General features: G+C 75.0%; 22 protein-coding genes. 9 read left to right on the top strand and 13 right to left on the bottom strand.

All coding sequences use genetic code 11. The features are described 5' to 3' along the window. Positions 1-195 precede the first annotated feature (195 nt). Positions 196-438 (bottom strand): hypothetical protein, encoded by a 243-nt coding sequence (locus tag BJP59_RS12930; RefSeq protein ID WP_194521123.1) that lies wholly within the window; start codon positions 436-438, stop codon positions 196-198. Further along, positions 435-1,049, bottom strand: coding sequence for an ArsR/SmtB family transcription factor (locus BJP59_RS12925; protein WP_051876942.1), 615 nt, complete (start codon positions 1,047-1,049; stop codon positions 435-437). The genes BJP59_RS12930 and BJP59_RS12925 overlap by 4 nt, the downstream gene beginning before the upstream one ends. Positions 1,050-1,169: 120 nt before the next feature. Here BJP59_RS12925 and BJP59_RS12920 point away from each other — a divergent pair, with 120 nt between their 5' ends. Beyond that, positions 1,170-2,015 carry an oxygenase MpaB family protein gene (locus BJP59_RS12920; protein WP_144723553.1) on the top strand — a complete coding sequence of 282 codons (846 nt, stop codon included), beginning with the start codon at positions 1,170-1,172 and terminating at the stop codon, positions 2,013-2,015. Positions 2,016-2,036: 21 nt separating this feature from the next. On the opposite strand, the gene BJP59_RS12915 is transcribed toward BJP59_RS12920, so the two are convergent. Next, the gene (locus BJP59_RS12915; protein WP_194521122.1) at positions 2,037-2,558 is read right to left on the bottom strand and encodes a MarR family winged helix-turn-helix transcriptional regulator; all 522 of its coding nucleotides are present in this window, start codon (positions 2,556-2,558) and stop codon (positions 2,037-2,039) included. Between the two features lie 95 nt (positions 2,559-2,653). Here BJP59_RS12915 and BJP59_RS12910 point away from each other — a divergent pair, with 95 nt between their 5' ends. Beyond that, positions 2,654-3,886, top strand: a complete 1,233-nt coding sequence (locus BJP59_RS12910) for an MFS transporter (protein ID WP_194521121.1) — start codon at positions 2,654-2,656, stop codon at positions 3,884-3,886. 57 nt (positions 3,887-3,943) lie between these two features. On the opposite strand, the gene BJP59_RS12905 is transcribed toward BJP59_RS12910, so the two are convergent. After that, positions 3,944-4,486: a MarR family winged helix-turn-helix transcriptional regulator gene (locus BJP59_RS12905; RefSeq protein WP_194521120.1), complete on the bottom strand. Its 543-nt coding sequence runs from the start codon at positions 4,484-4,486 to the stop codon at positions 3,944-3,946. A gap of 113 nt (positions 4,487-4,599) precedes the next feature. Here BJP59_RS12905 and BJP59_RS12900 point away from each other — a divergent pair, with 113 nt between their 5' ends. After that, positions 4,600-7,782, top strand: a complete 3,183-nt coding sequence (locus BJP59_RS12900; RefSeq protein ID WP_194521119.1) for an efflux RND transporter permease subunit — start codon at positions 4,600-4,602, stop codon at positions 7,780-7,782. Between the two features lie 139 nt (positions 7,783-7,921). Here BJP59_RS12900 and BJP59_RS12895 read toward each other — a convergent pair whose 3' ends face one another. The 4 genes from BJP59_RS12895 to BJP59_RS12880 are packed head-to-tail and all read right to left on the bottom strand — an operon-like array spanning position 7,922 to position 11,980. Continuing rightward, on the bottom strand, positions 7,922-8,623 hold the full coding sequence (locus BJP59_RS12895) for a response regulator (protein WP_034655510.1): 702 nt from the start codon (positions 8,621-8,623) through the stop codon (positions 7,922-7,924). Then, positions 8,620-10,128 carry a sensor histidine kinase gene (locus BJP59_RS12890; RefSeq protein ID WP_194521118.1) on the bottom strand — a complete coding sequence of 503 codons (1,509 nt, stop codon included), beginning with the start codon at positions 10,126-10,128 and terminating at the stop codon, positions 8,620-8,622. The genes BJP59_RS12895 and BJP59_RS12890 overlap by 4 nt, the downstream gene beginning before the upstream one ends. After that, positions 10,125-10,994: an ABC transporter permease subunit gene (locus tag BJP59_RS12885; RefSeq protein WP_021482323.1), complete on the bottom strand. Its 870-nt coding sequence runs from the start codon at positions 10,992-10,994 to the stop codon at positions 10,125-10,127. Before BJP59_RS12885 ends, BJP59_RS12890 begins: the two co-directional genes overlap by 4 nt. After that, positions 10,991-11,980, bottom strand: a complete 990-nt coding sequence (locus BJP59_RS12880; protein ID WP_021482324.1) for an ABC transporter ATP-binding protein — start codon at positions 11,978-11,980, stop codon at positions 10,991-10,993. The genes BJP59_RS12885 and BJP59_RS12880 overlap by 4 nt, the downstream gene beginning before the upstream one ends. 375 nt (positions 11,981-12,355) lie before the next feature. On the opposite strand from BJP59_RS12880, the gene BJP59_RS12875 reads away from it, so the two are divergent. Further along, a complete protein-coding gene (locus BJP59_RS12875) occupies positions 12,356-13,270 on the top strand; it encodes a Bax inhibitor-1/YccA family protein (RefSeq protein WP_021482325.1) in 915 nt (304 codons plus the stop codon). A gap of 53 nt (positions 13,271-13,323) precedes the next feature. Then, positions 13,324-13,791 carry a hypothetical protein gene (locus BJP59_RS12870; RefSeq protein ID WP_194521117.1) on the top strand — a complete coding sequence of 156 codons (468 nt, stop codon included), beginning with the start codon at positions 13,324-13,326 and terminating at the stop codon, positions 13,789-13,791. A gap of 79 nt (positions 13,792-13,870) precedes the next feature. Here BJP59_RS12870 and BJP59_RS12865 read toward each other — a convergent pair whose 3' ends face one another. Continuing rightward, the gene (locus BJP59_RS12865; RefSeq protein WP_228485048.1) at positions 13,871-14,587 is read right to left on the bottom strand and encodes a DUF5701 family protein; all 717 of its coding nucleotides are present in this window, start codon (positions 14,585-14,587) and stop codon (positions 13,871-13,873) included. A gap of 146 nt (positions 14,588-14,733) precedes the next feature. On the opposite strand from BJP59_RS12865, the gene BJP59_RS12860 reads away from it, so the two are divergent. Continuing rightward, positions 14,734-16,143, top strand: coding sequence for a cystathionine beta-synthase (locus tag BJP59_RS12860; RefSeq protein ID WP_021483369.1), 1,410 nt, complete (start codon positions 14,734-14,736; stop codon positions 16,141-16,143). Positions 16,144-16,163: 20 nt separating this feature from the next. On the opposite strand, the gene BJP59_RS12855 is transcribed toward BJP59_RS12860, so the two are convergent. Then, entirely contained in the window at positions 16,164-16,763 is a 600-nt protein-coding gene (locus BJP59_RS12855; RefSeq protein WP_194521116.1) for a TetR/AcrR family transcriptional regulator, read from the bottom strand. Beyond that, positions 16,756-17,634 (bottom strand): alpha/beta fold hydrolase, encoded by an 879-nt coding sequence (locus BJP59_RS12850; protein WP_194521115.1) that lies wholly within the window; start codon positions 17,632-17,634, stop codon positions 16,756-16,758. Before BJP59_RS12850 ends, BJP59_RS12855 begins: the two co-directional genes overlap by 8 nt. 136 nt (positions 17,635-17,770) lie before the next feature. On the opposite strand from BJP59_RS12850, the gene BJP59_RS12845 reads away from it, so the two are divergent. Further along, positions 17,771-18,181, top strand: a complete 411-nt coding sequence (locus BJP59_RS12845) for an FKBP-type peptidyl-prolyl cis-trans isomerase (RefSeq protein ID WP_009864026.1) — start codon at positions 17,771-17,773, stop codon at positions 18,179-18,181. Between the two features lie 58 nt (positions 18,182-18,239). Here the strand turns inward: BJP59_RS12845 and BJP59_RS12840 are convergent, their stop codons facing one another. Then, on the bottom strand, positions 18,240-19,421 hold the full coding sequence (locus tag BJP59_RS12840; protein WP_228485047.1) for a class I SAM-dependent methyltransferase: 1,182 nt from the start codon (positions 19,419-19,421) through the stop codon (positions 18,240-18,242). 88 nt (positions 19,422-19,509) lie between these two features. Here BJP59_RS12840 and BJP59_RS12835 point away from each other — a divergent pair, with 88 nt between their 5' ends. Together BJP59_RS12835 and BJP59_RS12830 are read left to right on the top strand one after the other, a co-directional pair. Then, positions 19,510-20,904 (top strand): DUF2252 domain-containing protein, encoded by a 1,395-nt coding sequence (locus BJP59_RS12835; protein WP_228485046.1) that lies wholly within the window; start codon positions 19,510-19,512, stop codon positions 20,902-20,904. A 62-nt stretch (positions 20,905-20,966) separates the two neighbouring features. After that, the gene (locus tag BJP59_RS12830; RefSeq protein ID WP_194521113.1) at positions 20,967-21,389 is read left to right on the top strand and encodes a SelT/SelW/SelH family protein; all 423 of its coding nucleotides are present in this window, start codon (positions 20,967-20,969) and stop codon (positions 21,387-21,389) included. 43 nt (positions 21,390-21,432) lie between these two features. Here the strand turns inward: BJP59_RS12830 and BJP59_RS12825 are convergent, their stop codons facing one another. Next, complete coding sequence (locus BJP59_RS12825; protein WP_034650386.1) at positions 21,433-21,813, bottom strand: DUF5997 family protein; 381 nt, start codon at positions 21,811-21,813, stop codon at positions 21,433-21,435. Positions 21,814-21,855 lie beyond the last annotated feature (42 nt).

The raw sequence follows: 21,855 nt of genomic DNA, 5'->3' as shown, positions 1-21,855 counted from the left end.
TGAGAAGACCCACCTGTGCTCCTCTGTTCCTGGGCGGGGCACACGTCCTCCCGGTCCCGCCGAGCGGCGGTGACGAGGGGAACGGGTGCTCCGGTGCCCGCAGACTGCCCGCAGAACGCCCCGACGAGGGTAACCGAGGCAGGGTCGCTCAGGGCATGGGGAGCAGTCCCCATGGAGGGTGGAATATTCCCCTGATCAGGGCAGAAGGGACGCACGGGACAGCGCGGCCCGGTCGCGCGTGCGGTCCTCGGCCGCGTGCAGCGACGCGCCGTCCGGGCGGACGGCGGCCGCCGCGGCGCGCGGGGTGGTCGACACCCGGGACCGGGCGGCCGCGCGGCGGCGGCCGAGGTCGGCCAGGGCGGAGCCCACGAGGACGAGCAGACGGTCCGTGCCACGGGGCTCGGCCGTGCGGGGCAGGGTGGGGGAGTACGCGCTCATGAGGGGTTCTCCTTGCCGTCGATCGTCGGGAAGACGTTGAAGTGGATCTGCACGGGCCGCGCGCCGGGCGCCTGCTCCTGGCCCTGGAACCGCTGGAGCGTCGCGTCGAACGCGTCCCACGCCTCCGCGACCTCGAGCATCTGGTCGGCGGTGAGCCACATGCTCGCCGTCGTCAGACGGCTGCCGTCGAGCCACCGCGTCGGCAGCTCGGGGGAGCGCTCGAGGAACGTCTGGATCTTGCGCGCCCTCGCGGACTCGAACTCGCGGCTCACCATCGCGCCCGCGAGCGTGGCGGCGGCGTCCTCCTCGTCGTGCGGGACGTCGACCGTGAACCCGCCCGGCGGGCGCTCCCACCAGCGCTCGCGCGCCGTCCCGCGGCCCGCGACCTCCCGGACGAAGCCGTGCCGCGCGAGCTGGCGCAGGTGGTAGCTCGTGGACCCGCTGGACTCGCCCACGAGGTCGGCGAGGCGGCTCGCGGTGAGCGCGCCGTGCGTCGAGAGCAGGTCGAGGATCTGCACCCGCAGTGGGTGCGCGAGCGCCTTGAGCTGCGCGGGGCCGAGCGCGGGGTGGCGTTCGGCCGGGACGGGTTCCGGTGCGCTGTCGGTGGGCATACGACGACCGTAGCGATGCAAACGACGCTTTGCAAGAGTTTCTTTGCAGCGAGATGTTGGCATGTGTCGGACGGCCCGCGCGGGGAGCGGGAGCGTGCGCGAGGTGCGAGCATCGAGCGCATGACGCAGGTGGCGGAGCGGGTGCGCGGCGCGGCGGAGCGCGCCATCTTCCTGCGGGTCGCGGGCCCGGACGCCACGGCGACGCGGGCACGCATCCACGAGACGCCCGGCCCGCGCTGGTTCCCGGCGGGGTCCGCGGTCCAGCGGGTGCACGGCGACGCGTCGATGTTCGTCGGCGGGCTGCGTGCGCTGCTCCTGCAGAGCCTGCACCCGCTCGCGATGGCCGGGGTCGCGGCGCACTCGGGCTACCGGGGGGACCCGTGGGGGCGCCTCCAGCGGACCTCGACGTTCATCGCCACGACGACCTTCGGCACGGCCGACGACGCCGCCGGCGCCGTGGCGGCGGTCCGGGCGGTCCACGAGCGGGTCCGCGGCGTCGCGCCCGACGGCCGCCCCTACCGCGCGAGCGACCCGGACCTGCTGCGCTGGGTCCACGTCGCCGAGACGCAGAGCTTCCTCGTCGCGCACCAGGAGTTCGGGCACCGCCCGCTCGACGCCGCCGGGTGCGACGAGTACGTCGCGCAGGCGGCGGTGGTCGGCCGCGCCCTGGGCGTCGAGGACGTGCCGGTCACGGTGCGCGAGCTGGACGACGCCGTCGCCGGGTACCGGCCGGTGCTCGGCCTCACCCCGGCAGCGCTCGACGCCGCGCGGTTCCTCCTCGTCGAGCCGCCGCTGCCGTGGGCGGTGCGTCGGGTGTACGCGGGGCTCGCGGTGGCCGCGAGGGCGTCCTTGCCGGACTGGGCACGCGCGGGCATGCCGCGCGTGCGGGGACTGCCCCAGCGGTGGGCGCACCCGGCGGGGGAGACGGTCACGCGGCTGCTGCGGTGGGCGCTCCCCGGGGCCTGACGGCGAGGCTCGCCCGGCGGGTCAGGCCTCGTCGCGGCGGCGACGGTAGGCGTCGAGGTCGTCGTTGAGCCGGCCGAGGAGCTCGGCGAGGAGGGCCCGGTCGAGGCGCGACCAGTCCCCGAGCACGTCCGCGTAGAGCGCGGTGCGCGCCACGCGGTGGGCCGCGAGCTCGTCGAGGCCCGCGCTCGTGGGCTCGACGACGACCGCTCGGCCGTCGTGCGGGTCCCGGGCCCGGCGCACGTGCCCGGCCCGCTCGAGCGCGACCACCTGGCGGGTGACGGTGGAGGCGTCGAGGCCGAGGCGCTCGGCGAGCGCGTTGACGTGCAGCGGGCCGTGGGTGCCGAGCGTGTGGAGCAGCAGGTAGCCGGACCGGTCGAGCGTGCCGCCCCGGCGCGACGTCCCGGGGCTCCCGGAGGCGCGCGTGCGCTCCGCGCGGCGCAGGAGCTGGGCGACCTCGAGCTCGATCGTGCCCAGCACGTCCTGGGCGGTCGCGTCCCCGCGCGCCTCGGCCTGCGGCTGATCGTTTCCCTCGGCAACCGACATGGGTGTATTCTACAGATAGTTGCCTGCTAGATACAGGTACTTATCCCGCCACCGCCCCTCGTGCGGCGGCCTCCCTCACCAGGAAGTGCGACCGAGTGGCCTCCACACGCAACGAACCGAACCGCACCGCCATCTACGCGACCGCCCTCACCGCGTTCTTCGCGATCGCCGGCATCGCCGTCGTCGACCCGATCCTGCCCGTGATCGGTGAGGAGATCGGGGCGTCGACCTGGCAGATCGAGCTCCTCTTCACCGCCTACATCGCCGTCATGGCGCTCGGCATGATCCCCGCCGTCATGGCGACCGGGCGCTTCGGCTACAAGAAGATCCTCGCCACGGGCGTCAGCCTGGTGGCCGTCGCGGCCGTGCTCGCGGCGCTGAGCACGAGCATCGGCCAGCTCGCCGCGCTCCGCGGCCTGTGGGGCCTCGGCAACGCGATGTTCTTCGCGACGGCGATGGTTCTCCTCGTCTCCCTGGCGAACGACCGCGAGTGGGTCGTCGAGCTCTTCGAGACGTGCGTCGGTCTCGGCTTCGCCGTCGGGCCGCTCCTCGGCGGGCTGCTCGGCGGCATCTCCTGGCGTGTGCCGTTCTTCGTGTGCGGCGTCTTCATGCTCGTGGCGCTGCTCGTGTCCGTGACCCGGCTCAAGGACCCCGCCGCGAAGCCCGCGCCGCTGCGCGTCGGCCAGGTCTTCCGCCTGTTCCGCAAGCCCGGCTTCCTCGCCCTCGCCGCGGTCACCGCCGCGTACAACTTCTGCTTCTTCGTCGTGCTCGGGTACACCCCCGTGTTCCTCGGGCTCGACGTCGTGCCGCTCGGTCTCGTCTTCACCGCGTGGGGCGTGGGGCTCGCGGTCGGGATCCTCGTCGTCGGGCACCGGCTCGCGCACCGCGTCGGCGCCGTCCAGACGCTGGGCGTGGCCGTCGTGGGCGTCCTCGTCGCGCTCGTGCTCCTCGCGCTCGACCTCGGGACCGCCTGGTCCGTCGTCGTGCTCGTCGGTGCCGGCGTGTTCATGGGCATCGCGAACGCCAACCTCACGGACCTCTCGCTCGCGCTCGGCGACCCGGACCGCCGCGTGACCACCGGCGCGTTCAACCTGGTGCGCTGGGGCTTCGCCGCCCCCGCCCCGGTCATCGCGGGGCTCCTGCACCCGGTGTCCGCGACCGCGCCGTTCTGGCTCGGGGCGGGGATCCTCGTGCTCGGCGTCGTCGTGTTCGTGGCGTACGGGCACCGGATGGCGGGCGAGCTCGGCGAGCGCGTCCTGTGGTCCCGGTGGAACCGCCGGGCCCGGACCGTCGAGGGGACGCCCGAGGAGGCGCTCGGCGAGGTCTGAGCCGCCGGCGTCGCCGACGACGGGGGAGAGGGTCCTGGGCCGCGCGGCCCAGGACCCTCAGCCCTCCGGGTCGGTCCCGGCGTCGGCCGAGCCGTCGCCCGAGGTGCCCGACGGCGCGCTGGCCGCCGGGTCGGGCTCGGGTTCGGTCGCGGCCGACTCCGCGGCCCGGGTGAGGGCCTCGATCCCGGCCGTCAGCGCGCGCAGGTCCGCGACGTCGAGCCGGTCGAGGAGGTCCGTGAGGGGCTCGTCCTCCTGCGCGACGAGCCGGCGCACCGCCGCGGCGCCGCGCGGGGTCGCGGCGACGAGGCGCACGCGACCGTCCTGCGGGTCGGGGCGGCGCGACGCCATGCCCGCCGCCTCGAGCCGGTCCACGATCCCCGAGAGCGTCGCGGGGGAGATGCCGAGCACGTCCGCGAGCCGGTGCGAGCTCGTCTCCCCGTCGAGCTGCAGCACGGCGAGCGCGCGGAGCTGGGGGACCGTCAGAGTCGTGCGGAGCAGCGGCTCGAGGCGCTGCGCGAGCAGCAGGTCGGCGAGCCGGCGCTGAGCGTCCTCGAGGCGCCGGGCGAGCGTCGCGCGCTCGTCGTCGGCGGGGTGGGTCACGGCGCCGACTCTATCGGTGGGCGCGGGAACCATCCCGAGATGCTTCGCGTTACGCTAACGAAATCGCGACGCCGACGTCGTCTCCCGCCCGACCTGGAACCCCTGGAGGCTCCGTGTCCCGTCTCGCCCGGCTGTCGCTGGCCAACCGCGCGCTCGTCGCGCTCGCCACCGTCGCGATCGCGATCTTCGGCGTCCTCAGCATGGGATCGCTCAAGCAGGAGCTCATCCCGAGCCTGCAGATCCCCACGGCCGCCGTCGTCGGCGCGTACCCGGGCTCGGCCCCGGCGATCGTCGAGCAGCAGGTCACCGTCCCCGTCGAGACGGCCGCGCGCGGGGTCAAGGGGGTCGAGGACGTCACGTCGACGTCGTCGACCGGCCTCTCGGTGACGACCGTCCAGTTCGCGTACGGCACGGACATGGACGCCGCGGCCTCGCAGCTCCAGACGGCCGTCACGCGGCTGCAGTCCCAGCTCCCGGAGGACGTCGAGCCGCAGGTCGTGACCGGCTCCGTGGACGACCTCCCGGTCATCCAGCTCGCCGTGTCGGGCGGCGCGGACGAGGCGGCGCTCGCGGACACCGTGACGTCGAGCCTCGTCCCCGCGCTCGAGGACGTCGAGGGGGTCCGTAGCGTCGCCGTGAGCGGCGTCGCCGACCAGCAGGTGACGATCGCCCTCGACCCCGCCGCGCTCGCCGCCGCCGGGCTCAGCCCGCAGCAGGTCTCCACGATCCTCCAGGACAACGGTGTCGTGGTGCCCGCGGGCACCGTCGCGGAGGGCGACCGCACCCTCAGCGTGCAGGTCGGCACGGCCGTCACGACCGTCGACGAGCTCGCCGCGCTGCCCCTCGTGTCCCCGACCGCGGCGCCCGGCACCCCGCCCGTCGCGCTCGGCGACGTCGCGACCGTCACCGCGGGCCCCGAGCCCGCGACGTCGTTCTCCCGGCTCGACGGCGAGCCCGCGCTCGCCGTCGCCATCACCAAGACGCCCGCCGGCAACACGGTCGAGGTGTCGCACGCGGTCCAGGACGCGGTCGACGACCTCTCCGGTGTGCTCGACGCCCAGGACGTGCGCGTCGAGGTCGTGTTCGACCAGGCCCCGTTCATCGAGGAGTCCATCGAGGGCCTCGCGACCGAGGGCCTGCTCGGGCTCCTCTTCGCGGTCGTCGTGATCCTGCTGTTCCTCGCGTCGCTGCGCTCGACGCTCGTCTCCGCCGTGTCGATCCCGCTGTCGCTGCTCGTGACGTTCATCGTCATGAACGCCACGGGCTACACGCTCAACATCCTCACGCTCGGGGCGATGACGGTCGCGATCGGCCGCGTGGTCGACGACTCGATCGTCGTCATCGAGAACATCAAGCGGCACCTGTCGTACGGCGAGGAGAAGGTCGGCGCCATCATCGGTGCGGTCAAGGAGGTCGCGGGCGCGATCACCGCCTCGACCGTCGCGACCGTCGCCGTGTTCCTGCCGATCGCGCTCGTGGGCGGCATGGTCGGTGAGCTCTTCCGGCCGTTCGCGCTCACCGTCGCCATCGCGATGCTGGCCTCGCTCTTCGTCGCGCTGACGATCGTCCCGGTCCTCGCGTACTGGTTCATCACGTCGCCGCCCGTTCCGGCCGACCCGGAGGCCGCGCGCCTCGCGGGCGAGCGCGCCCGCGCCGCCGCGGAGGCCAAGGAGCGTCGCGGGCTGTGGCAGCGCGCGTACCTCCCGACGCTGCGGGCGGCCCTGCGCCACCCCGCGATCACGCTCGGCGTGTCGGTCGCGATCCTCGCCGGGACGCTCGCGCTCGTGCCGCGGCTCGAGACCAACTTCCTCGGCGACACCGGCCAGGACACGCTCACCGTCACCGAGTCGTTCGCGCCGGGCACGTCGCTCGACGCGCAGGACGCGGCCGCGCGCGACGTCGAGCAGGCGCTCCTCGACGTCGACGGCGTCGCCACGGTGCAGACGACCGTCGGCACCGCGGGCGGCCCGGAGGCCGCGTTCTTCGGCGGCGGCGGGTCCCCGACGGCGACGTTCGCCGTCACGCTCGACGCGGACGCCGACGCCGTGGCGGCCCAGGAGGACGTGCGCGACGCCGTCTCCGGGCTGGGTGGGGACGCGAGCGAGGGCATCGAGGTCGCGGGCGCCGACGCCGCGTTCGGCAGCTCCACGGTCGACCTCGTGGTCCGCGCGCCCGACACCGACACCCTCGCCGCGGCCGCCGCCGAGGTGCAGGAGCTCGCGGAGGGGACCGACGGCGCCGCGCAGGTGACGAACAACCTCGCCGCCGCCCAGGCCACCGTCCAGGTGACGGTCGACCGTGAGGCGGCGGCCGCCGTCGGGCTCACGGAGACGCAGGTGGCCGGGACGGTCGCGGGGGCGATGTCCCCGGCCCCGGTCGGCACGGTGAACCTCGGCGACGGCCCGGTGCAGGTGCGCGTGGTCGCGGGCGCGGCGCCGGCGACGGTCGCCGAGCTCGAGCAGGTCGTGCTGCCCACCGCCGCGGGCCCCGTGCCGCTCACGCAGGTCGCCGAGGTCGCGGAGGTCGAGGTCCCCACCTCGATCACGCGCGTCGACGGCGAGCGCAGCGCGACGATCGCCGTCACCCCCGCGGGGCAGGACCTCGGCGCGCTGACCACCGAGCTCACGACCGCGATCGACGGGCTCGAGCTCGAGGGCGGCGCGACGGTCGAGGTCGGGGGCGTCGCCGCCGACCAGGCCGACGCCTTCGCCGACCTCGGCCTCGCGCTGCTCGTCGCGATCCTCATCGTCTACCTCGTCATGGTCGCGACGTTCCGCAGCCTCCTGCAGCCGTTCATCCTTCTCGTGTCGATCCCGTTCGCCGCGACGGGCGCGCTGCTCCTGCTGCTCGCCACAGGGACGCCGCTGGGTGTGCCGGCCCTCATCGGCCTGCTCATGCTGGTCGGCATCGTGGTGTCGAACGCGATCGTGCTCATCGACCTCATCAACCAGTACCGCGAGCGCGGGCGGGCGCTCGACGACGCCGTCCTGGAGGGGTCGCGCAAGCGGCTGCGCCCCATCGTCATGACCGCGGCCGCAACGATCTTCGCGCTCACGCCCATGGCCATCGGGATCACGGGCGGCGGCGCGTTCATCTCCCAGCCGCTCGCGCTCGTCGTCATCGGCGGCCTGCTGAGCTCGACGCTGCTCACGCTCGTCGTCGTCCCGGTGCTCTACACGCTCGCCGAGCGCCGCGGCGAGAAGCGCGCGGCGAGGAAGGCGGCCAAGGAAGAGGCCCAGGCCCAGGCCGAGGCCGACAAGGCCGCCGCCGCCGAGGAGACGACGGCGAACGCCTGAACCGCCCGACCGTCCCCGACCCCCCGGACCCGTCGGGACCGCCGACCAGGCGATCCCGGCGGGCCGAGCAGGTGGTCCTGGCGCGTCAGAGGTCTTGGACGCGCCAGGACCACCTGTTCGGCGCGGGGGGTCGGGAGAGTCAGGAGGGGCGGGCGACGCCCGTCTCGTAGGCGAGCACCACGGCCTGGACGCGGTCGCGCAGGCCGAGCTTGCCGAGGACGCGCCCGACATGGGTCTTGACCGTCGCCTCCGAGAGCACGAAGCGCTCGGCGATCTCGGCGTTCGTCAGCCCCTCACCGAGGGCCTCGAAGACCTCGAGCTCGCGCGCGGTGAGGTCGGCGAGTCGCGGGTCGTCCCGGCCGGTCGGCGCCTGGGCGGGGGCGGCGGTGCCGTCCTGCGGGAGCTGGCCGGAGAACATCTCGAGCATGCGGCGCGTGATGCGCGGGGAGACGGCGGCGTCGCCGCTCGCGACGGCGCGGATCGCCCCGACGAGCTCGCCGGGCTTGGCGTCCTTGAGGAGGAAGCCACTCGCTCCGGCGCGCAGGGCGGCGAAGGCGTACTCGTCGAGGTCGAACGTCGTGAGGATGATGACGCGCGACCCGGGCTGGGCGGCGACGATCCGCTCCGTCGCCTCGATGCCGTTCGTGCCGGGCATGCGCACGTCCATGAGCACGACGTCCGGCGCGAGCGCGGACGCCTGCGCGACCCCCGTCTCGCCGTCCCCGGCCTCGCCGACGACCTCGATGTCGTCCTCGGCGGCGAGGATCATGCGGAAGCCCATGCGCAGCAGGGCCTGGTCGTCGACGAGCAGCACCCGGATCGGTGCCCCCGTTCCCGTCATGTGCGTTCCCGTCCGTCGTCGCGTGCGCCGGCCTGGCGGCCGGGGTCGAGGTCGAGGCGCAGGCTCGCCCGCACCTCCCAGCCCGTCCCGCTCGGCCCCGCGGACACGGTACCGCCGTAGACCGCGGCCCTCTCCCGCATCCCGATGATCCCGCGCCCGGTGCCGACGGGGACGCCGGGCGGGTGCTGCTCCGCGACGGACGGCGGGAGCCCGCGCTCGTCGGCGCTCGCGCCCTCCCCGGGACGGCGGCCCGCCTGGTTGACGACGCGCAGCTCGAGCCAGTCGGCGCCGGGCTCGGCGCGGCGCGACACCTCCACGAGGACCACGGGGGACAGGGGCGCGTAGCGCAGCACGTTCGTCAGGGCCTCCTGGACGATGCGGTGCGCGGTCTGGCGCAGGGCGGGGCCGGGCGTCGGCTGCGGGCCGGAGCGCACGAGCCGGACGGGCAGCCCGGCGGTGCGGAACCGCTCGACGATCTCCTCGAGCTCGGGCGTCTCGTGCGCGGGCGCGAGGGGCACGGTCTGCTCGCCGCCCGGCTCGCGCAGGACGCCGAGGACGCGCCGCATGTCGGCGAGCGCGGCGCGGCCGGTCGCGGTGAGCTCGTCGAGCGCGTGGCCTGCGAGCTCGGGGTTCTTGGCGCCCGACGCCTTGGCGCCGTCCGCGAGGGCGACCATCACGGTGAGGGAGTGCGCGACGACGTCGTGCATCTCGCGCGCGATGCGCGTGCGCTCGGCGGCGGCGGCGAGCTGCGCCTGCTGGTCGCGGTCGCGCGCGATGGAGTTGGCGCGCTCGACGAGGTCAGACACGTGCTGACGGCGCGCGCGCACGTTCGTGCCGATCGCGAGCGCGACGAGGCAGAGGATGGTGGTCACGAGCATGCCGACGATGCGGTCGACGGTCGCGCGGCCCGGCTCGACGCTCTGGCGCAGGACCTCCCCCTCCGGGGTGGTGACGACGTCGTACCAGAGCAGGGTCGCGCCGGAGAGCGCGAGGACGGTGATCGCGAGCACGGGCCACGCGATGCGCGAGGGCCGCGACGCCGCGACGGCGTAGACGGCGAACATGGCCGCGACCTCGAACCCGGCCGTGTCGCCGGTGACTCCGATGGCGACGACCCCGACCACGGTGAGCGCGAGCGCGACCGTGACGGGCCGACGGCGGCGCCAGTACAGGAGCACGCCGCCGACGAGGAAGAACACGAGCGACAGCGCCGTCGTCCCGCGGGGCTGCGACGCGGTGAGCGCGTACAGCACGCCGGGCACGACGAAGACGGCCACGACGACCCAGTCCATGACGACCGGGTGCCGCGCGAAGTACCGGCGGACGGGGCCGAGCCGGCGCGCGTCGAGCTCGGTGAAGGGAGCGGGCGCGGGGCGCAGGGGGTGGGTCGACGAGCCCGGGCTCCCCGGGGCGGCGGGCTCCACCGGCTCCGGGCGCGCCACGGCCGACGCCGGACGAGCGGCCTGCTCGTCCGGCGTCGGCGGGGTGGTGGGCCGGGTGGTCACGCGTCCCGGCGCTTGAGGACGACCGCGGCCGCGGCGACCAGCGCGGCGGTCCAGCCGAGGAGCACGGCGTAGCCGGGCCACGGCGCGATCGTGTCGCTGCCCGACATGTTGCCGCCGAGCACGATCTGCTCGCCGGCGGACGCGGGCAGGGAGTTGTAGAGCGTCTGGACCCAGTCGGCACCGGTCACGCCCATGACGATCCCGAGGACCATCGACAGGACGAAGAACACGGCGACGAGCGTGAAGATCGCCCCCGCGGAGCTGCGGAGCAGCACGCCGACCGCGACGGAGAAGAGCGCGACGGTCGTGAGGTAGAGCACGACGCCGATCAGGGCGCGCTGGTCGTCCGCCGACGAGAAGTCGACGGTCATGTCCTTGCCCGACAGGATCGGGTACGTCACCAGCCACGACAGCCCGACGGCCACGACGGTCGTCACCGCGGTCACCACGCCGACGACGATCATCTTCGCCGCGAGCGCGGGGAGACGGCTCGGCACGGCGGAGAGCGTGGAGCGGATCATGCCGGTCGAGTACTCGCCCGTCACGGTGAGCGCCCCGAGCACGGCCACGGCCAGCTGCGCGAACGTGTAGCCGACGGTGATCACGGTGATGCCCACCCCGTCGGCGGACCCCATGCCGGCCTCCTCGGGCGTGGCGCCCGCGGACTGCATCGAGGACATGACGGCCGCGAACATGAGCGAGAAGCCCACCATGACGACGACGGTGATGCCGAGCGTCCACCAGGTGGAGCGCAGGGTGCGGAACTTGATCCACTCCGAGCGCAGCACGTGGCCGAACGAGAGGCGGTAGGGGGAGGTGCGGGACGCCGTCGGGCCGGCGCCGGTGGCGAGGGTCGTGGCGCTCATCGCTGCGCTCCTTCGAGGGAGTCGGTGGGGGCCGGTGCGCCCGCGGTCGCGCCCGCGGCACCGTGGCCGATGTGGTTCTGCGCGGAGTCGGTCTGGTACTCGACCGCGTCCGCCGTGAGGGCCATGTAGGCGTCCTCGAGCGTGGACGTGACCGGCGTGAGCTCGTGCAGCACGAACCCCTTGGCCGCGGCGAGCTCGCCGATCCCGGGGGCGTCCGCGCCCGTGACGACGAGCAGGCTCGGCTCGTCGCTCGTGACGGTCGCGCCGTCGCTCGTGAGGAGCTCCGCGAGCTGCGTGGCGTGCGGGGTGCGCACGCGCACCGTGCGCTGCTGCGAGCCGTTGACGATGTCGCTCACCGGGGCGTCCGCGATGATGCGGCCCTTGCCGATGACGATGATGTGGTCGGCGGTGAGGGCGACCTCGCTCATGAGGTGGCTCGACAGGAAGACGGTGCGGCCCTCGGAGGCGAGGTAGCGCGCGAGGTTGCGCACCCACAGCACGCCCTCGGGGTCCAGGCCGTTGACGGGCTCGTCCAGGATGAGGGTCTTGGGGTCGCCCAGCAGCGCGGACGCGATGCCCAGGCGCTGGCCCATGCCGAGGGAGAAGCCGCCCACCCGCTTCTTGGCGACCGGCTGCAGGCCGGTCATCTCGATGACCTCGTCCACGCGCTTGGTCGGGATGCCGTGCGTGGCGGCCATCGCGAGCAGGTGGTTGTAGGCCGAGCGGCCGGTGTGCACGGCCTTGGCGTCCAGCAGCGCGCCGACCTCGGTCAGCGGTGAGCGGTGCTGGGCGTAGGGGCGCCCGTTGACGGTGACGGTCCCGGCGGTGGGGCGGTCCAGGCCCATGATCATGCGCATGGTCGTGGACTTGCCCGCGCCGTTGGGGCCCAGGAAGCCGGTCACGGTCCCGGGACGCACGGTGAACGAGACGCCGTCCACCGCGGTCTTGGGCCCGTACCTCTTGGTCAGGCCGCGTGCTTCGATCATGACTTCGCCCCTCCGAGGGTCGTTCGTCCGGGATGGTCCTGGTGCACCGCGGGAAGGTCGCTCCGGTCCGGCCGGGCCCCTCACCGCGAGGTACGTCTCGAGCCTACGGACGGGCTCGGTGCCGGGCAGCCACCTTGCGACGTATCTTGCCGCCGGCGTGACCCGGAGTGTGTACGCCGCGCGGCGTACGCGACGTCCCGGCGCGTGGTCCGCTGGTCGGGACTTCGCCCGCGAGGCGCGGAAAACCCGCGGGAACAGTGGCCGGGACTCGCACGTTCCCTAGGATGAACACAGGCCAGCGACACCCGACTCGAGGCGAGACGCCGATGACGAGGCCCGCTGAGAGGTAGTGGACGCCGCGACCAGGAGGAGCTCATGAGCAACCCCGTCTTCAACAACAGCGCGGTCTTCGGCGAGCCGAAGAACCGGCGCGGTGGGGCGGCCACGCAGGCCGCGCCCGCCTACGGGAGCCCGCCCGCACAGGGCCAGGGCCCCGCGTACGGCACGCCCCCGCAGGGCGCGCAGTGGGGTGCGTACGGCGCCCAGACCGCGGACGCGGCGCAGCTCGACGCGATGTACAGCGCGCCGTCGGCGACCACGGCGGACACCAAGCGCCTCACGTACGACGACGTGATCATGAAGACGGGCGGCCTGCTCGCGCTGCTCGTCGTCGTCGGGGCGGCGTCGTGGTACCTCACGCCGCAGATGCCGTTCCTCTACCTGCTGGGTGCGATCGCCGGCCTGGTGCTCGGCCTGGTCAACGCGTTCAAGCGGAACCCCAGCCCGGCCCTGATCATCGCCTACACCGTGGCCCAGGGCCTGTTCCTCGGTGGCATCAGCCTCGCGTTCGGCACCATGACCGTCGGCAACGGCGGGAACCTCACGGACATCGTCTTCCAGGCGGTCCTCGCGACCGTCGCGACGTTCGCGGCCGCGCTGTTCCTGTTCCGCTCCGGCAAGGTGCGCGTCACCCCGAAGTTCACGCGCTGGCTGCTCATCGCGATGGTCGGGTACCTCGCGTTCTCGCTCGTCAACGTCGTCCTCGTGCTCTTCGGCGTCCTCGACGGCTGGGGCATGCGCGGCGGCACGATCGGCATCGTCGTGGGGCTCATCGCGGTCGGCCTGGCCGCCGCGTCGCTCATCGTCGACTTCGACTCGATCAAGCGTGGCGTCGAGGCCGGCGTCCCCGCCAAGTTCGCGTGGTCGGCCGCGTTCGGCCTCATGGTCACGCTGATCTGGCTCTACCTCGAGTTCCTGCGCCTCTTCGCGATCCTGCAGAGCAGCGACTGACGGTGGCGCGCAGCACCCGTGAACCGGCACCCGCGGCGGACCTCCCGCCGCGGGTGCCGGTGTTTCTGGCCGGGCTCGTCGTCGCGGCGGCCGCGATGCTCGGCGTCCAGGTCCTCTACATGGTCGTCTCGGGCGCGCCGCCCGCGTGGCTGTCGTTCGCGGCGCTCCTCATCCTTCTCAGCGTCCCGACGGCGGGTGCCGCCGTCGCCTGGCTCGGCACCCGGATCACGCGCGACGCCACGGAGCGCCGGGCCGCGCTCGTGTTCGCGGCGCTCGGCCTCGTGGCCGGAGCGCTCTGGGGGTCGTTGCTCGCGGGCGGCATCGCCCGCCAGCTCGCCGACGCCGGCGCGGGCGGTGGCGGTGCGCTCGTCGCGGGTGCGGCCGCCGTCGTCGGGGTCACCGCCGCGGTCGGGGCGGGTCTCGGTCGGCTCGTGGCGCCCGAGGCCTCCGACCGCCCGCTGCTCGTCGTCGTGCTCGGCGTCGTCGTGGTCCTCGTCGCGGTCCTGGGTCTCGTCGGCTGACGGCCCCACCCCGTGAGTGCGGGAAGGAGCCGCGGTCGGACGTCTCCGCCGCGACTCCTTCCGCACTCAGCGGGTGGGGTCAGGCGGGGAGGCGGCCGGCGGCCGAGGCGAAGCCGAGCCACGTGTGGCGGTTCCCGGCCCAGCACCAGCCGACCTTCGGGGCGCCGCGGCGCTCGCGCCCGTCGCGTCCCGTGCCGTTCGAGACCCAGAGCGCGGGGGTGCGGGTGTCGAGGCGGCCGTCGGGCTTGCGCAGCCGTGAGCCGACCGTCATGTAGCAGTGGTTGCGCGCGAGGACGTCCGGCACCTGGAGCGCCCAGTGGATCCCCTCGTGCAGCAGGAGCGGCGTCCGGCCGCGCGCCGTGAGCTCCGGCAGCGCCTCGTCCGGGGACCAGCTCGCCAGGTCGTCGCCGCGGTCGACGCCCGTCACGAGCGAGAGCGGCCCCGGCGGGACGACGATCCCCTCGATCGGCGCGAAGCGGTCCACGTCCGTCATGTCGACGACGACGAAACCCTCCTTCTCGCCGTCCTTCGCCGGGAGCCGCAGCAGCGGTGCGAGGGCCGACGGCGGCGCGAGCGCCGGGTCGACGACGAGCAGCGCGCCCGCGGGGGCGGTCGCCGCGAGGTCGGCCGCGGCGGCGCGGAACGTGTCCGCGGTGAGACCGGCGATCTCGTGGACGTCGAGCGCGACGAGGCGCTCGGCCTGCGCGACGACGTCGGGCAGCGGGGGGAGCGCGGGCGGCGCGGAGGCCGTCGCGGGGGACGCGGGACGGATGGCGGCGGTCGTGGGCTCGGGCACGGGTCACCTCTCGGTCGGGGATGTCGGCGTCCTCAACGTTCTACACCGTACGGGAATTCCCGTCGCGAGCCACCTCACGCCCGGCGTCGGTCGGGACGGCGCCCGGCCGAGCACGCGCGCGGCGCCGGATCGGGGATGATCGGGGCATGAGATACGCAGAGCACGTGTCCGAGCTCGTCGGCGGTACCCCGCTCGTCCGGCTGTCCCGTGTCACCGCAGGCCTCAGCGCGACGATCCTCGCCAAGGTCGAGTACGTGAACCCCGGCGGCTCCGTCAAGGACCGCATCGCGCTGAAGATGGTCGAGGCCGCGGAGGCGTCGGGCGAGCTCCGGCCCGGCGGCACCATCGTGGAGCCCACGTCGGGCAACACGGGCGTCGGCCTCGCGCTCGTGGCGCAGCGCAAGGGGTACGACTGCGTCTTCGTCTGCCCGGACAAGGTGAGCCAGGACAAGCGCGACGTGCTGCGCGCGTACGGCGCGCGCGTCGTCGTCACGCCGACCGCTGTGGCACCCGACCACCCGGACTCCTACTACTCGGTCTCCGACCGGCTGGTCCGTGAGATCCCGGGCGCCTGGAAGCCGAACCAGTACGCGAACCCGAACGGCCCGGCGTCGCACTACGAGTCCACCGGCCCCGAGGTCTGGGCCGACACCGACGGTCGCGTGACGCACTTCGTCGCCGGGGTCGGCACGGGCGGCACCATCACGGGCACGGGCCGCTACCTCAAGGAGGTCTCCGCGGACCGCGCGGACTCCGACGGCGGTCGCGTGCGCGTCGTGGGCGCGGACCCGGCGGGCTCGGTCTACTCGGGCGGCGACGGGCGCCCGTACCTCGTCGAAGGCGTGGGCGAGGACTTCTGGCCGGCCGCCTACGACCCGGCGGTCCCCGACGAGGTCATCCCGGTCAGCGACGCCGACTCGTTCGCGATGACCCGGCGCCTCGCGCGCGAGGAGGGCCTGCTCGTCGGCGGGTCGTGCGGCATGGCGGTCGAGGCGACGCTGCGGCTCGCGCGCCGGCTCGAGGAGGAGGACCCGGAGGCGGCGGCGCGGGCCGTCATCGTCGTCCTGCTGCCGGACAGCGGGCGCGGCTACCTCTCCAAGATCTTCAACGACGCGTGGATGCGGTCCTACGGGTTCCTGCCCGACGAGGAGGGCGTGACCGCGGGTGACGTGCTGCGCGCGAAGGACGGCCGCCTGCCCGACCTCGTGCACACGCACCCGAGCGAGACGGTCCGCGACGCCATCGAGATCCTGCGCGAGTACGGGGTGTCGCAGATGCCCGTCGTCGGTGCCGAGCCGCCGGTGAAGAGCGGGGAGGTGGCCGGGTCGGTGAGCGAGCGCGCGCTGCTCGACGCCGTCTTCTCCGGCCGCGCGTCGCTCGCCGACCGCGTGGACCAGCACATGGAGCCCCGCTTCCCGCTCATCGGCGCGGGCGAGGGCGTCGAGGCCGTGCGCACCGCGCTGCACGACGCCGACGCGCTGCTGGTCGTCGAGGACGGCGACCCGGTCGGGGTCCTCACGCGGCACGACCTCCTGGGGTTCGTCGCCGCGCGCTGACCCCGTGGGCCCTGCGCGCCTCAGGAGCCGACGGGCGGCTCCGCGAGGGACGCCAGCCCGGCGAGGAGCGCGCGGACGTGCAGGTCGAAGCTGCGGTCGAGGTCGTCGGGCAGGCGGTAGCCGCCGCCGACCTCGAGCGCGACGAAGCCGTGCAGGCTCGCACGCACGGACCGGACGGCGTCGACCGTGCGGTCCTCGGGGAGGTCGAACCCGCGCAGCACGGCGGCGACGACCTGGACGCTGCGCCCCGCGGCCGCCGACAGCGCGGCGTCCGCGGGGTCGTCCGGGTCGGGGGCGACCTGCACGGCCGCGTACCGGCCGGGGTGCGCCCGGGCGTACCGCCGGGTCGCGTGCGCGAGGGCGGCGACGGCGTCGGGCCCGGCGAGACCGACCGTCGCGTCGGTGAGGGCGCGCGTGTAGTCCCCGACGGCGACGACGGCGACCTCGCGGCGTAGCGCGGCGAGCGAGCCGACGTGCTTGTAGAGGCTCGGCGTCGCGACGCCTGCCTGCGCGGCGACCTTGGCGAGCGTGAGGTCGGCGAAGCCCGTCGGGCCGCCGGCGTCGACGAGGTCGAGCGCGATCCGGACGACGGCGTCGTGGGACAGCCCGGCCCTAGCCACGCGCGTCCTCCGACCGCTCGGCGCCCGGGCGCGCGTCGCCGTCGGGCAGCCCGGCGAGGAAGCCGAGGGTCGCGGCCACGACCTCCTCGGGGGCCTGGAGCTGGGGGTAGTGGCCGACGTCGGGCAGCAGGAGCGTGGTCGCGCCGAGCGCCTGCTCGGCCCATGCGGCCTCGGCGGCCGGGTCGGCGTAGTCGGGGTCGAGCGCGCCGTAGACCGCGAGCACGGGCGCCTCGACCTGCGCGACGCGCGGCTCGACGACGCGGTGGTCGAGCTGGAGGGTGAGGTCCCGGAAGGAGCGCAGGCGCCCCGGCTCGGAGAGGTTGGCGCGGATCGCGGCCTGGTGCGAGGCGAGGCGCGCGGGGGTGCGGCCCTTGTTCAGCGAGCCGTAGAACGCGGCCCAGAACGCCGCGCCCCACGGCCGCGCGAGCGCGACGCGGTAGAGCACGCGCATCGCGCGGAGCCTCGCGGGGGACGACGGCTCGCGCAGGAACCCGTCGAGCAGGACGAGCCCGCGCACGAGGTCGGGGCGCTGGGCCGCGGCGACCACGGCGGCCGACGCCGCCATGGAGCTGCCCAGCAGGACGGCCGGGCCGGCGCCCAGGTGCTCGACGAGCGCGACGTAGTCGGACGCGGTCGCCTCGTCGCCGTGCGTCGCGAAGGTCGTGTCGCTGTCGCCGTGGCCGCGCAGGTCCATGACGACGACGCGGTGGCCCGCGGCGAGGAGGTCGGGGACGACGTCGTCGTAGGTGGCGCGGAGGTCGCCCATGCCGGGGGCGGCGACGACGAGCGGGCCGGAGCCCTGGTCGGTGTAGGCGAGGCGTCCCTCGGCGCGGGCGAGGTGGCGCACGGTCGGGTGCTGGCTCGTGGTCATAGCTGTCAGGCTAATGGCATTAGCCAACGAGGGCAAGAGTTCCGGCGATCGCGCCCGGCCGGGTCGGGGCGGCCCGCGTAGGGTAAGGAGACCCGCGCCCGCGCGGGCCTTCCTGCACCCGACGAGAGGCAACCTCGTGACCGACCAGCCCACCCTCCCCACCGCCTCGGGATCCTTCGGCGAGAAGCCGACGCTCACCTTCCCCGAGACGGACGCGCCCAGCGGTCTGCAGGTGGTCGTGCTCACCGAGGGCGACGGCCCGGCCGTCACGTCGGGGCGCAACATCGTCGTGCACTACCTCGGCCAGACCTGGGGCGGGCACGTCTTCGACAACTCCTACGACCGCGGCGACACCATCGCCTTCCCCATCGGCGTCGGCGCCGTCATCGGCGGCTGGGACAAGGGCCTCGTGGGCCAGAACGTCGGCTCCCGCGTGCTGCTCTCGATCCCGCCGGAGCACGGCTACGGCCAGCGCGGCGTGCCGCAGGCCGGCATCGGCGGCACGGACACGCTCGTCTTCGTCGTGGACGTCGTCGACGTCCAGTGACCTCCTGAGCGCGGGGTGCCCGTCGTCGCGGTGATCACCCACGACGGGCGCCCGCCGCTCAGCGCCGCACGGACCGCGTCACCGTGAAGCGCGGGTCGCGCGCGACCTGCGTCGTGGGCCCGACCGTGCGCTCGAGCGCGGGGCGGTACCGCAGGTGCGAGTTCCACACGCACCACAGCTCCCCGCCCGGTCGCAGCACGCGCCCCGCGGTCGCGAACATGCGGTGCGCCGCGTCGGTGCGCACCGCCGCGCCGTCGTGGAACGGCGGGTTGAGCAGCACGACGTCGGCGCTCGCGTCCGCGAGGGTCGCGCCCGCGTCGTCGCGCACCGTGCGCACACGGTCGGCGACGCCGTTCTCGCGCGCCGTGAGCGCGGCCGAGCGGACGGCGGCGTCCGAGCGGTCGGCGGCGACCACCCGCGCCTCGGGCCAGCGCCGGGCCGCCCATGCGGCGAGCAGGCCCGTCCCGCACCCGAGGTCGACGACGTCGCGCGGCGCCGCCCCCTGCCCGCCGGGGGTCGGCCCGTCGTCGGCCCCGAGCCGGTCCAGCAGGGACCGCGTGCCGAGGTCGAGGCCCGCGCCCGCGAAGGCGGCGCCGAACGCCGCGACCCGCAGGCCGACGTCGGCCAGGTCGGTGACGACCGGGTAGGTCAGCGGGCGCGCCGGCCGGGGCGCCGACGCGACGAGCACGCGGGACTTGCCCCGGGCGAGGCTCGCGCGCACCTCGCCGAACGACTCGGCGAGGACGTCGTTCATCGCGCGCGTCATGTGCTTGACGCGCGCGCTCCCGAGAAGCACGACGTCCGGCCCCGCCTCGCGTGCGACGTGCTCCGCGACGTCGCGCAGCGCCGCGAGGCCGCGGGGGAGCCGCAGCAGCACGACCCGCGCCCCGGCCAGGAGCCCCGCGTCGAGGCCGTGGTGGTCGTAGGCCGTCGTCGTCCCCGCCGCGCGCGCGTTCGCGTCGAGCGCCGCCTCCGCGGTGCACGCGTCCTGGTGGACGCGCACGCGCCCCCCGGCGGGTCCTGCCCCGGTGAGCAGCGCCGCACCCAGGGTGAGGGCGCCGTACCGGTCGTCGACGACGGCCACGGCCCCCGGCGCGACGCCGGCGAGCAGGGGCGCCGCCTCGTCGAGCAGCAGGCGGTCGGCCGGGTCGACGGCGACCGGTGCGTCCTCTCGGTCCGGACCGACGTCGTGGGTGCGCAGGCGCTCCAGGAGGGCGGCGAGGTCGGGCGAGGTCGTCACCGCCCCAGTCTCCCCGACGCCCGGTGGTCGCCGCGCCGCGCGCCCGGCGGAGCGCTACTGTGCGACTGCGGAGAGCGAGGAGGCACCCGTGGACGTCCCGCGAACCCTGGTCGAGTCCCGTGCCGTCGGGCGCGCGCTGCGCGACCGGGTGCCGCGCCGCACGCAGGGCGCGCTGCTGCTGCCGGAGCGCGACCCGGTGGCGATCGTCGAGGAGCAGAACCGCGACCGGCTCCAGGACCTGGTCCCGCTGCGGATCGGCCGGATGCTCGAGTCGCCCTTCGCGTTCTACCGCGGCACCGCCGCGACCATGGCCCACGACCTGCGCGACGGCCCCCGGACCGGCGTCCAGGTCGTCGCGTGCGGGGACGCGCACGTCTCCAACTTCGGGCTCTTCGCGTCGCCCGAGCGGCGGGTCCTGTTCGACCTCAACGACTTCGACGAGGCGTCGGACGCCCCGTGGGAGTGGGACGTCAAGCGCCTCGCGGCGAGCATGTACGTGGGCGGGCGGGACAAGGGCCTGGCCGAGCACGACTGCGCGGACGCCGCGCGCGGCGCGGTGCGCGGGTACCGCGAGACGCTCGCCGAGGCGTTCGCGCGCGACGCCCTGGAGCGCTACGCGTTCCTCGTCGACACCGCGGTCATCGAGCCCCTGCTGCTCGACGGCGGACGCGAGGAGCTCGAGCGGACCGTGCGCAAGGCGCGGCGGCGCACGTCGGAGCAGGTGGTGCGGAAGATCACGAGCCGGACCGCCGACGGCCGCACGCGGATCGTCGACCAGCCGCCCGTCACGCAGCACGTGGACACGGCGAACGTCGACGAGCTCACGACGCTGTTCGAGGCGTACCGCGAGCCGCTGCGCGCCGACGCCCGGCTCCTGCTGAGCCAGTTCACGGTCGTGGACTTCGTGCTGCGCGTCGTGGGCGTCGGGAGCGTCGGGACGCGCTGCTACATCGTGCTCCTCGAGGGGCCCGCGGGGGAGCCGCTCGTGCTGCAGGTGAAGGAGGCGACGTCGTCGGTCCTCGCGACGTACGGCGGGATGGTCGACGCCCTGCCGTCCGGGCTCGTGCCCGCCGGCGCCGTGCCCGCCCAGGGCCGCCGGGTGGTCGCCGCCCAGCGCATCCTGCAGGCGCAGTCCGACCCGTTCCTGGGGTGGACGACCGTCGAGGCGCCCGACCGCACGGGCCGCCCGCGCGTCGACTTCTACTGGCGCCAGTTCCGCGACATGAAGGGGTCCGTCGAGCTCGGCCGGCTCTCGGCCTCGCAGTTCGTGCGGTACGGGGAGCTGTGCGGGCGCGTGCTCGCCCGCGCGCACAGCCAGTCGCCGGGCGCGCGCGTGGCGCACGGCTACCTCGGCCGCTCGGACGTGTTCGACGAGTCCCTCGCGCGGTGGTCGCGCGCGTACGCGGACGTCGTCGAGGGGGACTACGCCGCGCTCGAGGCCGCCGTGACGAGCGGCCGCCTCCCGGCCGAGCGGGGCGTCTGAGCCGGTCCGACGGCGGTGGACGGCCACCCGCGCGCCCGGCCGTCGCCCGTACGCTGGGCGCCATGACGGACGACGCCGGTCAGCCCGGCCCGCACGCCCCCGCGCCCGCCGAGGCGCCCGCGGAGTCCTCCGCGCGGGCAGAGGCTCCGATTGCGCCCGAGGCGCGCGGGACCGCGCGCGTGGCGGTCGAGTACTGCACGCAGTGCCGCTGGCTGCTGCGCGCGGCGTGGGTCGCGCAGGAGCTCCTGCAGACGTTCCGCACGCGCCTGGGCGAGGTGGCCCTCGTGCCCGGCACGGACGGCGTCTTCCGCGTCACGCTCGACGCCGGGGACGGGCCGGTGCTGCTGTGGGACCGCCGCGTCGACGGCGGGTTCCCCGAGATCCCGGACCTCAAGCGCCGGGTGCGCGACGCCGTCGCGCCCGACCTGTCGCTCGGCCACACGGACCGCGCGGCCACCGCGACGGACGCGCCGCGCACGGACTGAGGCCGGTCGGCCGCCCGGCAGATGCTGTCCCGCAGGACGCGGCTCAGCCCTTCTTCGCGCGCGCGGCAGCGAGCCGCTCCTCCTCGGCACGGACCTTCTTCTGCACCTCGCGCTCGGCCGTCAGCCACTCCGGCGGGTCCTGGCGCAGCGCGTCGATCTCGTCGGTGGTCAGCGGCTCGGTGAGGCCGCCGCGCGTGAGGCCGGAGATCGAGACGCCGAGCCGGCCCGCGACGACGGGCCGCGGGTGCGGGCCGTTGCGGCGCAGGTCCGCGAGCCACTGGGGCGGGTTCTTCTCCATCTCCTCGAGCTGGGCCCGGGTGATGGTGCCCTCCTGGAACTCCTGCGGCGTGGCGGGCAGGTACACCCCGAGCTTCTTCGCCGCGGTGGCGGGCTTCATGGTCTGCGCGGACTGCTTGGGGGTCATGGGCTCCAGGGTAGTCGGCCGGTCGGGTGCCGGCGGCCCGCG

The organism is Cellulosimicrobium sp. JZ28 (assembly GCF_015327065.1).
In the GTDB taxonomy this organism is placed as follows: domain Bacteria; phylum Actinomycetota; class Actinomycetes; order Actinomycetales; family Cellulomonadaceae; genus Cellulosimicrobium; species Cellulosimicrobium funkei.
The sequence above is the reverse complement of the archived record's forward strand: the minus strand, read 5'-3'. Positions and strand labels throughout refer to the sequence as shown.